Below are 13,929 nucleotides of genomic sequence, written 5' to 3' on the forward strand. Positions count from 1 at the left end.
CGCAGAAATAAAGTAATCCAAAAGGCCATTCGCCATCTGGCGGGATGGCCTTTTTCATTGCACTATGGCACATTGAGCCATTTTCAAATCAGATAAGATATATTGCAGCTTCGCAAAACCGGCATCATGTTCGAATTCCATAAGGACAGAAAAAGATATTTCGATATTCAGGTATGGAATACTGAGAAATATGTCATTCCCTTTATTGAAAAAACCTTCCCTATTCAGCCTGGCATGCGTGTTTTGGAGATTGGTTGTGGAGAAGGAGGTGTATTGAAGGCGTTCGTCAATAAGGGATGTACAGGTGTAGGGGTGGAACTAGATAAACCACGTATCGACAACGGTGTGGTTTGGCTGGCCGATGATACTGCTGCCGGCAGGATACGGTTTGTAGCCAAAGACATTTACCAGGTGGATGTGGAAACAGAATTGGGCGGCAGTTTCGACCTTATTGTGTTGAAGGATGTTATTGAGCATATACACGATCAACCCAGGTTGATTGCCTGGATGAAACATTTTCTTACCAAAGAAGGCGCTATCTTTTTTGGTTTCCCGCCATGGCAAATGCCTTTTGGCGGTCACCAGCAATTGTGCAGAAATAAATGGCTGTCGAAACTCCCCTACTATCACTTATTGCCGCTTCCAGTTTACAGGGCCATCTTACAGCGCTACAAAGAACCTGTTGCCGATCTGCTGGAGATCAGGGATACACGCATTTCTATTGAAAGGTTTGAGCGTATAGCGAAGCAGGCAGGTTACAAGATTGATCACAGGTTACATTACCTTATCAATCCCATCTATGAATGGAAATTCGGCTGGCACGCGAAAGCGCAGTTGCCTGTTTTGCGTGATATCCCTTATATCCGCAACTACTTCACCACTTGTGTGTACTACCTCATCAAACCGCTTCAAGCATGAAAAAAAGATTGGTGGTGTTGACGGGCGCAGGCATCAGTGCAGAAAGCGGACTGAAAACTTTCCGAGATAGTGATGGTTTATGGGAAGGATATGATATATATGAAGTGGCTTCTCCGCGCGGATGGCAGCAGGCGCCACAGGTTGTGCTCGATTTTTACAATATGCGCCGCAGGGATGTAGCTCTTGCACAACCTAACGCTGCGCATAAAATATTGGCAGCGTTGGAACAGGATTTCGATGTCCACATCATCACACAGAATATCGACGACCTGCATGAACGGGCAGGCAGTACGCAGGTATTGCATTTGCATGGCGAGATATTCAAAATGCGCAGTGTGCTCGATGAAAACATTACTTATCCCATCCGTGAGGATATCCGTTTGGGCGACAAAGCGCCCGATGGCGGGCAACTCAGGCCCCATATCGTTTGGTTCGATGAACCCGTTCCTATGATCGAAGCGGCTATACAAGTAGCACGGACAGCAGAACTCTTTGCAGTCATCGGCACTTCATTGGTAGTCTATCCCGCGGCAGGGCTTGTCAATTATGTGCCTTATGGCGTACCTAAATTCATTGTCGACAAACATATCCCTTCTTCCCCATCGTTATACAATGTAACTGCTATCGAAGCTCCTGCTTCGGAAGGGGTACAATTGTTAAAAAACAAGCTGGCGGCGTATCTTTAGACTTTTGCTAACATCGGCTGTTATAATCTTGCACAAATTTCATTGCATGAGGGTTGGTTTACTTTTCGTTTCCTGGTTTATTGCACTTTCCGCTACTGCTCAACTGAGTGAACAGTACCTGGAACTCAAAACTTTTACGGGCAAGCAAACCAATTTGCCAACCGATAGCAGCACGGCGCTTTATCCATATTATCACAAAGAACTGCACTACCTCTACCCGTTGTATAAAGCTTTTCAAAAAGAAAAAACAATCCTTGCGGCCACGGATGCTGCTAGTTATTACGACCAGCTTTCGCAGGCCCTTGCTTTTGTGGGTGATTATGCAAGCGTTTTGCAATTGAGCAAACTGGGACACGATCCTGTGGGTGACACGGCTATAGGGTTTTCCAACAAGCAAGCAGAAATAGTAAAATCGATTCAGTACACTGATGCCAGGCAGTATATTTTGAAAAAGGCGGCTGCCAGCCGCGCTGTGATGATCAATGAAGCACACGACAAGCCCTTGCACAGGGTTTTCACCGCTTCTTTGCTGGAAGGCCTGTACCAACAGGGATTCCGCTACCTGGCCATGGAAACCCTGAACACGAATCGCAACACACCGCTTACCCGGTTGAATATGTACACCGGTCATTATACCTGCGAACCTATGGGTGGGGAATTGGTGCGAAAGGCCCTGGAAATAGGTTATAAACTGGTGGCTTATGAAGATTCTCTGGCGTACAAACACGGACCCAATCAACGCGAATACATACAGGCGTCGAATATCAATGCGATCCTGAAAAAAGACAGCACTGCTAAAATACTGGTACATGCCGGTTACGGGCATATATCGAAAGTGGCTACGGAAGACTATATTCCTATGGCCGCATATTTTAGCGTGATCTCCGGCATCGATCCGCTGACCATTGACCAGACTTCTCTGTGCGAAGGAAGCACGTCGAATGACAAAGCCAGTTTTTATGAAACATGGCTCAAGCTTCGCCCCGTTGCAGCTCCTGTAGTTCCTTTGCAAAGTGATACCGCATTCGATCCCTTTGGCAATAAGTTGTATGATGTTTACGTGATCCATCCGGCAACAAAATTTCATAACGGCCGCCCGCAATGGATTAATATGGATGGATGGAAAAAAGAACTGCCCGTACCTCCGGCATTTCAATCCCTCTTCTTTGTACAGGCTTATTATGCCAATGAATACAATGATAAAACCGCCGGCCTGGTAGTGCCAGCCGATCAAACTTATATCAATGCACCAAACGGTTATTACTACCTCTATCTACGCAAAGGCAGGTATAAAATAGTTTTCCGGGATAAATTATATGCAGTGTTGGGAGTAAAGGAGATTGAGATGAAATAACACCTTCAGTATTTGGCCTAATTTTTAGGTAGGGAAGATTTTAGAAAGTCAATTTCTTGTCGTGGAAGAAAAAAACCTTTGATGCAGTTAGGGTTTCTGATAGAAAGTTGGATATGCGTTTTTTCAGCGATCCCAGCCCCGGTATATGCAGGGCCGCCTTCGGTAAATACCCCTCTTGCCGAATCGAATATTCTATATTTACTATACCCTTTCAGTTGTATATCTGTAGCAACCCAGTTAGTAATTTGATCATGCATAAATTCTATCACCTTGCAATCCAGTTCACGTAGGATTTTATCTTTATGGTGATCTGTTTTGATGTCTCTATTTTGGGGGAGTGTTTCACCAACATCTTTATAGGTTTGAGCCAGTAATGAATAAGATCCCTTAATCATTGATATAAATCGCGAATCAGAAAGATCAAAACAATACCCTAAATCCAATACTGCTCCGATTACAGCAGGGGTATCAATCTCACCTCTTCGTTTTTTATCTTTTGCCCATTCAAGAGCCCTATCAATGTTGTTTTCCCAGAAATACATGTCATGCCCCAGCCAGTCATAAGGTTTTTCACTCTTTTTAATAAAATCCGGATTTGATAACAGCTTGTTCCGAATGGCGGCCTCGCATCCATGAAAAGCAATAATCAACCCTGGCCTCGAATAGTACATGGTTACTTTGTAACCCCTTTTCTCATGAACCTGCCAATATTCCGATATGGTTTGGTATAATTACCTTTTTTCGTCAGGATACCTGCGGAAACAAGAGACGCAAACGCTTGTTCTTTTGTACGCTTTTCAGACAGTTTTTTCTTAAACATGTCTATTAACCTTTTAATATCTTGATCAGTCATACTACAAATTTACTGTAAGCAGCTTGCAAAAAAACAGGAGTTTGTACGTGATTTTTTTAGCAATAAATCAGATCAGGAATATACAATTGAAGAACCGTATTCAATCGGTCATCAGCTATGCAAGCCGAAATAAGAAAGGGTTATCCATACTGCCACAAAGAAAAAAGCAGCCAATGCATCATTGGTCAATGATTTGAGCGGTTTTTTTCTGATAAAAAGTTGATAGCATACCCACAACACCATTAAAATAACAGGGCCGAAAAAACGCAGCATCCAGAGTGTATAAGGAACAGACATATACTTTCTATTTTCCTTGAAGTGTTTCTGCTACTATAAAGCTACAACTTATTATTTAAAAAAGATATACCCGATGAATACCGCTGCTATCACTCCTATCAGATCGGCCAGCATACCGGCCCAGATGGCATAACGCACTCTCTTGATGCCTACGCTACCGAAATACAACGCAACAATATAAAAAGTAGTATCGGCGCTGCCCTGGAATGTAGAAGCCAACTGGCCAATGAAACTATCAGGGCCATGCGTTTTGAAGATATCCAGCATCAGCCCCCGGGCGCCGCCACCGCTGAAAGGCCGCATGATGGCAACCGGCAGGGCCGGTACAAAATCGCCCCGCATACCGCTGGCCGTAAAACACCAGGTAATAGCGTTGATGATCGCATCCAAAGCGCCACTGTCGCGGAATACACGAATGCCTACCAGCAACCCTACTAAGTATGGAATGACTTTGATCACCACATCCCAACCTTGCTTGGCCCCATCAATGAACGCTTCAAAGACATTGATCTTTTTCACCCAGCCACCGATGAGGAAAGAAGCCACGATGAGAAACAATATCAGGTTACCCAGCACATTGGTGAATGTTTCTTTGGCAAAAAGCGTGGAGCTGCCCGCAGCGGCTTTCGAAGGCAATCCATCTATAAACCATGCAAATAATAATACACTGGCAATGATACCACCCAACCACAACAGCAATACCTTATCCATCCGGATGCGCTGGTATGCAATGGTGATGATGATGCTGGCCATCGTTGCAACAGTGGTAGCTACCATCAGGGGCACGAATACACTGGTTGGATTGACACTGCCCGCCCCGGCGCGATAGGCAATGATCGACAAAGGAATGAGGGTGAGTCCGCTCGTGTGCAGCACCAGGAACATGATCTGTGCATTGCTGGCCGTGTCTTTGGCAGGATTCAGTTCCTGCAGGCTGTTCATGGCTTTCAGTCCGAATGGGGTGGCTGCATTATCCAAACCCAACATATTGGCGCTGAAATTCATCACCATTTGTCCCATAGCCGGGTGCTTTTCAGGTACTTCCGGGAACAACCGCTTCATAAAAGGATTCAGCAAACGCGCCAGGAAATTAACGGCACCGGCCTTCTCTCCAATATTCATCAATCCCATGAAAAACATCATGGCGCCGGCCAGCGGAAGGCCTATTTCCATCACTGAAGACTTGGAGGCATCAAATATTCCCTCCACCAGTTTTTTGAATATTTCATAATCCTGGAAAACGATCAGTTTCACCAAAGCGATCGCCAGTCCGATCAGGAAGAAAAATATCCAAACATAGTTTAATGCCATAGCCTGCAATTAATGAGGTGAAAATAAGGAATGGGGCTATATTTGCGGCTCAAATTTTGAAGTAATATGGCTTTACAAGCAGGAATCGTGGGACTACCCAATGTGGGAAAATCGACTTTGTTCAATGCCGTGAGCAACAGCGCCAAGGCGCAGGCAAGCAATTACAGGTTCTGTACCATTGAACCCAATGTTGGATTGGTAGACGTGCCCGATGAACGCCTGAACAAGCTGACCGAACTGGTAGTACCCAATCGTACCGTACCTACCCAAATGGAGATCGTGGACATCGCCGGACTCGTAAAGGGCGCCAGTAAAGGTGAAGGTTTGGGTAATAAATTCCTGGGCAATATCCGTGAAGTGGACGCCATCATTCATGTGATACGCTGTTTTGAAGACGAGAACGTATTGCGCGAAGAAGGCGCCATCAACCCTTTGAGCGATAAAGAGATCATCGATACGGAACTACAGCTGAAAGACCTGGAGAGCGTGGAAAAGAAAATGCAGCGCGTAGAAAAAATGGCCCGTGTAGGTACCGATGCCAAGGCCAAAGCAGAATTCGAGGTACTGACACGTTGTAAAGAACACCTGGAAAAAGGGAAAGGCATCTTCTCACTGGGATTGAGTAAAGAAGAAAAGACAGCCGTAGCCGATCTTTTCCTGCTCACCGATAAACCCGTGTTGTATGTAGCCAATGTCGACGAAGCATCCATGCATACCGGCAACAAATTCTCTCAAATACTGATCGACGGTGTGAAAGGCGAAGGCGCCGAAGTGATTGTAATGTGCAACAATATTGAAGCACAGATCGCCGAAATGGAATCGCCGGATGACAAGCAGATGTTCATGGAAGAGTACAAAATGACTGAGCCCGCCTTGAACCGCCTCATCCGCTCTGCCTATAAATTGCTCAACCTCGACACTTATTTCACCGCCGGCGTACAGGAAGTACGGGCATGGACCATTCACAAAGGATGGAAAGCGCCACAGGCTGCCGGTGTGATCCACAGCGATTTTGAAAAAGGATTCATCAAGGCTGAGGTGATCGCTTATGATGATTTTGTTAAATTCGGAAGTGAAGCCGCAGCGCGCGACAACGGCAGGTTGCGCATAGAAGGAAAAGAGTATCTCGTCAAAGATGGCGACATCATGCACTTCAGGTTTAATGTGTAAATTGGAGCCATGAAAAAGACCTTTCTTGCATTTATTGCTGCCACTGCTTTATTAGCAGGCTGTCGTGATACCAACAAAAGCGACGATGCATCGGCTCCTGCCATTCTTGCTCCGGCAGTGATCAATTACAGTCTGGTAAAAGTTTACCCGCATGATACCAGTTCTTATACGCAGGGACTGATCTGGCAGAACAATACCATGTACGAAGGAACAGGCTGGCGTGGGGTTAGTAAGCTGCGCACTGTAGATATCAATACGGGTAAACCCATCAAGCAAATATCACTGCCTGATACCGTTTTTGGTGAAGGCATCGCTATATTAAACAACAAGATATATCAACTTACCTATCAAGAACACAAAGTATACGTTTACGATCTATCCAGTTTCAAAAAACTGCAGGAATTTGAGTGGCCCTACGAAGGATGGGGACTCACCACAAATGGTAAACAACTAATTATTTCAACCGGTGATAGCAACCTGTATTTCGTAAACCCTGAAAACTTCCACATCGAAAGAACTGTTGGCGTAAGTGATAATAATGGGTATGTACCCAACCTGAATGAGTTGGAATATGTTAATGGTAGTATTTATGCTAACGTTTACGAAACCGACTATATTATCAAGATTAACCCGGAAACAGGCCATGTGGATGGCAAGGTCGATATGTCGAGTTTATTACAAAAAGCAGGTGCCACTTATGATCCCCGACAGGTAGATGCTGGTTATGTTTTGAATGGCATTGCTTATGATGCTGCCAAAAACAGCTTTTATATTACCGGGAAAAGATGGCCTATCCTCTGTGAAGTGAAGTTCAATTAAACACTGCCTGTTTTTGAAAAAACATAGATCACCGAGCTGCATTTTTTTGCATTAGAGAATGCTTTGACATTCGACCAGATGCCTGTACGCAGCGCCCCGGGGAGATTGGATTTCCCATTCTTATATTGTTCACTAAGCATCGATACATACAGGCTATCGAACCACATAGGTAAAGTTGTTTCCAGCCTGAAGCCTTTTTGTTGTGCGAGTAATTCCATTCCTGCAGGAGAGAAATGATATAGGTGCCTGGGCACATCGTAAGCCGCCCAATACTGTTGGTACACCGTAGCATCGTAACTGGTATAATTAGGTACGGCAATAACCAGTTTCCCTCCCGGCTTCAGTATGCGGGCAAATGTTTGCAGGTACCCATGCAGGTCGTGCACATGTTCCAGCACATGCCAGAGGCTGATCGCATCGTAACGGGCATCGGGCAGTGTATACAATGTTTCCGGTGCTTGCAGCTCCAGTCCGTATTTCGTTTTGGCCCGCTGCCTTGCCGTTTCATCAGGCTCTAATGCCGTTACCTCCCAGCCTGCCTCGCGCATCGCATCTGCAAAAGCGCCGATGCCGGCGCCCACATCCAACAATAATCCTTTTTCTTTACCTGTAACGCGCTGTATCAATTTTCTTTTGCTGCGCAACGTGTAATTACGCACCAGGTGGTAAAGACGGTTGATAAGTCCTTTATTGGTATCTGAATGGGAAATGTAGGCGGCGGATTGGTAATAGAGACCAATAGATGCAGCATCGGGCACCAGTTGTGTAAACCGGTTAGCGCATCCGTCGCAATGCCATATTTCGAAGAGCTCTTTGCTCACCGTATGGTCTTTTACTCCCAATACGGGTTGTATTGCAGCACTCTGGCAAAAAGGGCACAGGGTATGATTGATAAAATTTTTGTCGCTCATGATCATCTGAAAATAGATCGAACCGGATGCAAAGAAAAGAGATTATGCGTAGTAAAAAAGAATGATTCCTATACCGATCAATAACAAGATAGCGGCATAGAGCCACCATTTATTATTGGAAGCTGAAGTTGGTTCAGCTTCTGCATATTCATTGCTGGTAGCTGCTTCGTTGGTTTTGAGTGCATGTGGCATGGATGCTGTATGCTCAAAAACAATGCCATCCGGCAGTGATACAGGCGGTAATAACTCATGCGGACTGGCAACGGCGCGGAATTCAGTTGTTCCATCTTCCCGTATAAAGAGATGGCCCACTTCCTTCAATTCAACTCCTGATTCACTGGTTACTTTGGTTTTCAGCTCTTCGGTATAGTCTCTGAAACGGTTAATGGCATCTACTTCATCTGTATCCATTTCCCATGCAAGAAAATCATAGAACTGTTTATCGGCCTGTACCGCCTGCTGACGGAAACTGATCACGGGAACCGGCGCCTGTATCAGCTTACCCCCTTCTTCCATCCGGGCAGGCCTGTTTTCAATAAGGAAGCGGCCCAGGCCCGGGATATCTAACCGGCGATGCAATACCAGGTATTTATACAGGTGTTCGTCCATCTTGCTTTTTTACCGGAACGAATATACAACTCCTCCCAACACATTCAGTCCCAATACCTGGTATTGGTTCCACCGCTGGTATTTGTTATTGAGGAGGTTGTTCACCTGGAACCATAGGTTGAGCTTGGGCATCACTGCAAATTCTATTCCCAGGTTGAGATCGGCAGCGGGATCCAGCTTCATGGCCTGCATCGATTTGCTGCGGTAATAAGGTCCGTCCCACAAGAATGCATCTGCTTTTACCTGCAGGTCTTTCAGCACTTTCCATTTCAGGGTGCCCGTCACTTCAAAAGGCAATTGTCCCCATGCCTGTTCATTCACCACCAGGGAAGAGAATTTTTGGAAAGTAGCGCCGGCCAGGAAGGAGAATTTCTCCTGTACATTATACCCTACTTCTCCATGCAGCTTCATCAGTTGCATACTAGGTTCATACAGTACGTTGAATGTCTTTCCATCGAGCAGATCGTTCACAAAAAGCGGTTGGTTATTGAGCTTGATGAACGACACGCGTCCTTTGTATGTGAAATGATTTCCTGCTGAGCCTTTGATGCCTGCATAGGTTTCTATCGCTTTGGTATTCTGCAGGTCTGTAAGCGCTGCTAACCAGGGATTGAATCCTGCGAGGGAATAGTAAGTATTCTTGTTATAATAACCTGTCCATCCGCCTTCCACCACCAGGGCGCTCTCCTTGATCCTCGCTTCTGCCGTGATATTGGGCAGGGTTGAAAAGTTCTGGTTATCCCATGAAGGTTGAATACCCAGGTAGAGTTTGAAATTGGGGGTGTTGAATTGCAAGGTAGGACTTACATAATAAAGGTTGTTCTTCAGTGTACGCTGGTTCGGCGTGGAGGGGAAGAAAGTGGCTTTGGAAATATCAGCTGTGAGCCCCAGGTCAAACGCATAGATCTTTGCAAAACCTTTATTGATGTTTGCTTTGGCCACCAGCGCGTATTCTTTATTATCGCGGTTATCGGCAAAATAGCGCAACTGCACCTGTGGATGGTAAGTAATATTAAAATCGTTGCGGGCCTTGTTCTGCAATCCTACTTCTATCCCTGCAGTATTGAAGCGGTTCAGCAAGCTGTCTTTTTTATAATTCAGCGAAGCCGGTTCATAACCATAAAAATAGCGCGTGGTGTTTTCATAAAAGGCTTTGGTGGTCCATTCGTTGTTGTGATTGGTATTCAGAATAGAGATCACATTCATGCCGAATTTCGAATATTGTTGTGCCGGCAGGTTGCCCTTGGTGGTTAAATAATTGGCGCGCAGGTTGGTGATGGATTTTTTACCGTCTCCAAAGGAGAAAGCGCCTTCGGCCAATCCTGTAGTATAATTACCGATACCTGCTTTTATGTAATGGTCATTCACCCATGCCAACCCACTATCCTGCGGCAGGGCCAGTGGTTTGATGGGTACCGGCTGGTAAGAGAACAGGAGGTTCTGCGCAGGAATATTATACAGCACAGGTACGCGTGATGAGTCTATCACCGGCGAAGCAGCGGTAAAATTCACTTTGGCCGCATTCTTCAATGAAGGCTTGAATGCAGAAGTCACGGTTACTACACGGGGCGCGGTAGTGTCTCCCAAGCCTTCGCGATTCAGTTTTGCCGGCGTAGATTCGGCCGCACTGAAAACGGCCGTCTTTTTCTTCGCAGGCGTAGCAGCCGTGTGAGACTTTTTTGTTTTCGCGGGCGCTTTTTTGTGCGCCGCTGTCTGTACTTTTTTCTTACCCTTCTTTTTATGCTGGGCCTGTACCGTTGCCGTTGTCAACGATACAAGCAAAAGAAAGCAACATATTTTCTTACAATAATGCATGTATGTAATACTTTAGGGTTGTTCTACTTTATTGACTTTATTCTTCTCCTGCTGCACCTGTATCAGTTTTTGCTGTGCTTCTGTTTTCAATTCGGTGATCGTAGCATTCTCAACGATACTCTTAAAAGTTGCTTCGGCATTGAACCAGTCTTTTTCTTTGGTATAGATATCACCCAGCAGTATATAGCTTTTGGCAACCCAGTATTCATAAGAACCCAGTTTCTTGATCACTTCAAAAGCTCCTTTTTCCGCCTCGGGTAATTTGTTCTCTGCGAACAGTATTTCTGCAGAACGGTATTGCGCTTCGGCGCTCCATTCAGATTTACCGGCAGCCACTACTTGTTTGTATGCAGCCAGCGCCAGATCGGGTTCATTGTTCAACTGGTGATTTTTAGCAACCACCATATTGGCCATCATCCTGTCGTCTGTAGCAATGCCTTTCTCCTGCAACAACTCCTGCGCATTGGGCGCCGCTTCTTTCCATTTTTGTGCTTTGAACTGGCAACGCAAAAGCCCTCGCATGGCTTCCAGTTTGTTTTCCTGTTGCCTGGCCAGCTCTTTCAGTTGGGTGAAATATTTTTCTGCAGAAGCATAATCTTTCAAATCGAAATAATAAATGCGTGCCGCCTGCAACAGGCTTCTTTCGGCATACTGGCTCTGTCCTTTGGCAGCAACTGCTGTATAATAAGGAAGCGCTTTGTTGTAGTCTTTAGCAGCGATGTACAATTCTGCGGTGAAATAATTGACTTCTATATTGTAACGTCCATCGGGGAATTTAGAGAGGTAATCGGCAAACCCTGCTTTGGCTCCTGCCACATCCTTTGCATCATAACGCATCATGGCAGAACGGAAAGTGAGTGAATCTTCTTCATTATAAGTTACCGGTTTCCCCTGTTGACGCATGAAAGCCACAAAATCGCCAGGCTTTTGATTGGCTACAAAAATGCTCCGGATATATTCCACTGCATCACTGCTTTCCTGTGTATTGGGATAATAAGCCACCAATTTTTTAAACTGTTCCAACGATTCGGCGTTCTTATCCAGGTTGAAATACGCAATGCCCATTTTCAAATAAGCCTGCGGATGCAGAGATGTGGCTTTGTTGTTATCCAACACCAGTTTCAACGGCGCCAGTGCAGCCTGGAAATTTTCATCGGCCATATAGGTATTGGCAATCTCCATATTGGCTTCGGCTGTATAAGCAGACCCAGGGAACTGCCGTTCCAGTGATTGCAGCAAACCTACTTTCTCCGTGTTCTTGCTTGAAGCGCCGGCTATGACTGCTTTTTGCAGCAGTGCATAATCCGCACCCGGCAAACGCTGACTGAGCACCTGTTCGTACATACGCAAAGCCTGTTTGTAATTACGGGTCATGAAATAACAATCGGCCGCTCGCAAATAAGCATCCTGCTCAATGGCAGAAGATGCACTGGAAACATAGCTTCCTGCCACCTGCTCAAAATGCCCGCGGGCCGCTTCGTAATTCTCTGTTTTCAGTTCACTGTAGGCCAGACTGTAACGCGCATTGGTGGGATTCACTTCTCCGTTAACCAGGGGATTGCGCAGGTAATTGCTCAGGAAACCGATCGCAGCGTCCGGATCGCCTTTGCGGTAAGCGATCTCCCCTTTCCAGAAATAGGTATAAGGAAGTTGCTGGTTATTATAGGGTGACTGTATGATCCGCGTAAGCAATTCATCTGCCTTGGTGATCTGCTGGTCATTGATCAGTTCTACCGAACGGCCATACAACAAACGCGGGTACAGCTTCACCGTATTTTCACTCTGTCCCGTGAGGCTTTCATACAGGCTCAACGCATCTTTATAATTGCTGGTATTGGCCAATGTGCTTACCAACAATTCTTTGGCTTCCTGTGAAAATTTTGATTGAGGGTGATCGGTGAGGAAAGACCGGAAACCTTTCAGCGCTGCGTCCATATAACCCAGGTCGTAAGACAGTTTCGCGTAGTTGAACTGCGATACTTCTTTCTGCACCGCATTGCTGTTATTGGAAGCGCAGAAAAGGAAAGCATTGCGCGCATTCGGTTTGTCGTTTGTCTTCAGGTAAGCATCGCCCAGCAGGTACATGCTGTTCTGCGCCAGGGAGTCTTCTCCTCCTCCCAACTGTTTGAATCCATCGATGGATTTTGGCCAGTTACCGGCTTCATAATAACAATAGGATAATTCATAAAGATCTTCGCGCCTTACTTTGTCTTTTTTAGATACATACTGCTCCAGGTAAGGCAGTGCACGCGCATACTGTTTCTTTTCAAAGAGGATATGTCCAACCAATTGCCTCAATTGCAGGTCATAATATTGGCCGGGCTTCGACAACATTTGCTCTCCATATTCGAGGGCCTTGTCTCTTTCACCGTTGAAATAATAGATCTCGGCAATATAAAAGGGAACGATGTTCTGGTATGCGGGCGATTGCTGTGCTATGCGAAAACACTCCAGCGCCTGGCTATAATTCTTCTCACTGAAAACGATGAAGCCATAATAATAGTTGGCATCAACATAATTAGGATCTTTCGGCAACTGGCGGATAGCATTGAACAAGGGTTTGGCCTTATCGAATTGCTGCATGCTGAAATAGGCATACCCCTGGTGAAATTTCATGTTGGCAATTTCACTGTTGCTCAGGTTGGCAATATTAGCCTGCTGATAATATTCCTGTGCTTTACCCAGGTTTTTGGTACGGTAATAATATTCGGCAAGATGATAGTTCATCATCTGCACATGCGGTACATCGTGTTCCAATTCTGAGAAAGCCACAGCCATGGGTTCGGCTGTTTCATCGTTCAGTTGTAATCCGCAGATGATATAATAATATTCGGCTTCCAGCTGTACCGACATAGGCAGGTTGGTTTTACCAATGCCGTTGCTGTATATTTTTTTGAACACGGGATAAGCCAGGCTGAATTGTTCCTTCTGGTACAATTCCTTGGCCGATTTGAATTCGGCATCCGGATCTTGTAAAACCTGCGTGGTTTGTGCATGAACCAATGGTCCTACACTGCAGCCAACGACAAGTAAACCAATCTTGAGAAGTTTATTCATAGCAAATGGGGTGTGCTTTAAGCTAAAACCTGTTTTAAAGGTAGCACGAGCTTTGCTTTAGCAAACATCATTCCATGATTTGTGGAAAAACAGATAGTTCCCGTAAGTTTGTCAACAAATCAGGATAAC

General features: G+C 45.5%; 13 protein-coding genes. 5 read left to right on the forward strand and 8 right to left on the reverse strand.

From position 1 onward, the window contains the following. The first annotated feature begins 126 nt into the window (after positions 1-126). Genes BLU98_RS13495 through BLU98_RS13505 form a run of 3 tightly spaced genes read left to right on the forward strand, consistent with a single transcriptional unit; the run spans position 127 to position 2,958 of the window. Entirely contained in the window at positions 127-918 is a 792-nt protein-coding gene (locus BLU98_RS13495; protein ID WP_092725453.1) for a class I SAM-dependent methyltransferase, read from the forward strand. After that, positions 915-1,604 carry an SIR2 family NAD-dependent protein deacylase gene (locus BLU98_RS13500; protein WP_092725457.1) on the forward strand — a complete coding sequence of 230 codons (690 nt, stop codon included), beginning with the start codon at positions 915-917 and terminating at the stop codon, positions 1,602-1,604. The genes BLU98_RS13495 and BLU98_RS13500 overlap by 4 nt, the downstream gene beginning before the upstream one ends. A gap of 46 nt (positions 1,605-1,650) precedes the next feature. Further along, positions 1,651-2,958 carry a hypothetical protein gene (locus BLU98_RS13505; RefSeq protein ID WP_092725461.1) on the forward strand — a complete coding sequence of 436 codons (1,308 nt, stop codon included), beginning with the start codon at positions 1,651-1,653 and terminating at the stop codon, positions 2,956-2,958. A gap of 17 nt (positions 2,959-2,975) precedes the next feature. Here the strand turns inward: BLU98_RS13505 and BLU98_RS13510 are convergent, their stop codons facing one another. From BLU98_RS13510 to BLU98_RS13525, 4 genes are all read right to left on the reverse strand, one after another. Then, the gene (locus BLU98_RS13510; protein WP_092725463.1) at positions 2,976-3,629 is read right to left on the reverse strand and encodes a hypothetical protein; all 654 of its coding nucleotides are present in this window, start codon (positions 3,627-3,629) and stop codon (positions 2,976-2,978) included. A 2-nt stretch (positions 3,630-3,631) separates the two neighbouring features. Beyond that, entirely contained in the window at positions 3,632-3,811 is a 180-nt protein-coding gene (locus tag BLU98_RS13515) for a hypothetical protein (RefSeq protein WP_092725466.1), read from the reverse strand. Positions 3,812-3,922: 111 nt separating this feature from the next. Then, complete coding sequence (locus BLU98_RS13520; protein ID WP_092725470.1) at positions 3,923-4,108, reverse strand: hypothetical protein; 186 nt, start codon at positions 4,106-4,108, stop codon at positions 3,923-3,925. A 51-nt stretch (positions 4,109-4,159) separates the two neighbouring features. Next, complete coding sequence (locus BLU98_RS13525; RefSeq protein WP_092725584.1) at positions 4,160-5,419, reverse strand: spore maturation protein; 1,260 nt, start codon at positions 5,417-5,419, stop codon at positions 4,160-4,162. A 66-nt stretch (positions 5,420-5,485) separates the two neighbouring features. Here BLU98_RS13525 and ychF point away from each other — a divergent pair, with 66 nt between their 5' ends. Then, the gene (gene ychF, locus BLU98_RS13530; RefSeq protein ID WP_092725474.1) at positions 5,486-6,589 is read left to right on the forward strand and encodes a redox-regulated ATPase YchF; all 1,104 of its coding nucleotides are present in this window, start codon (positions 5,486-5,488) and stop codon (positions 6,587-6,589) included. 9 nt (positions 6,590-6,598) lie between these two features. After that, a complete protein-coding gene (locus tag BLU98_RS13535; RefSeq protein ID WP_092725477.1) occupies positions 6,599-7,408 on the forward strand; it encodes a glutaminyl-peptide cyclotransferase in 810 nt (269 codons plus the stop codon). Here BLU98_RS13535 and BLU98_RS13540 read toward each other — a convergent pair. From BLU98_RS13540 to BLU98_RS13555, 4 genes are read right to left on the reverse strand one after another with little or no spacing between them, the layout of a single operon-like run. Then, positions 7,405-8,319, reverse strand: a complete 915-nt coding sequence (locus BLU98_RS13540; protein ID WP_092725586.1) for a class I SAM-dependent methyltransferase — start codon at positions 8,317-8,319, stop codon at positions 7,405-7,407. The two genes, BLU98_RS13535 and BLU98_RS13540, sit on opposite strands and share 4 nt — an antisense overlap. A 42-nt stretch (positions 8,320-8,361) precedes the next feature. After that, the gene (locus BLU98_RS13545) at positions 8,362-8,928 is read right to left on the reverse strand and encodes a hypothetical protein (protein ID WP_092725480.1); all 567 of its coding nucleotides are present in this window, start codon (positions 8,926-8,928) and stop codon (positions 8,362-8,364) included. Between the two features lie 9 nt (positions 8,929-8,937). After that, positions 8,938-10,710, reverse strand: a complete 1,773-nt coding sequence (locus BLU98_RS13550) for a TonB-dependent receptor (RefSeq protein WP_139173926.1) — start codon at positions 10,708-10,710, stop codon at positions 8,938-8,940. Positions 10,711-10,755: 45 nt separating this feature from the next. Continuing rightward, a complete protein-coding gene (locus BLU98_RS13555) occupies positions 10,756-13,800 on the reverse strand; it encodes a tetratricopeptide repeat protein (protein WP_092725487.1) in 3,045 nt (1,014 codons plus the stop codon). Between the last annotated feature and the right edge of the window lie 129 nt (positions 13,801-13,929).

The organism is Hydrobacter penzbergensis (assembly GCF_900106985.1).
In the GTDB taxonomy this organism is placed as follows: Bacteria; Bacteroidota; Bacteroidia; order Chitinophagales; family Chitinophagaceae; genus Sediminibacterium; species Sediminibacterium magnilacihabitans.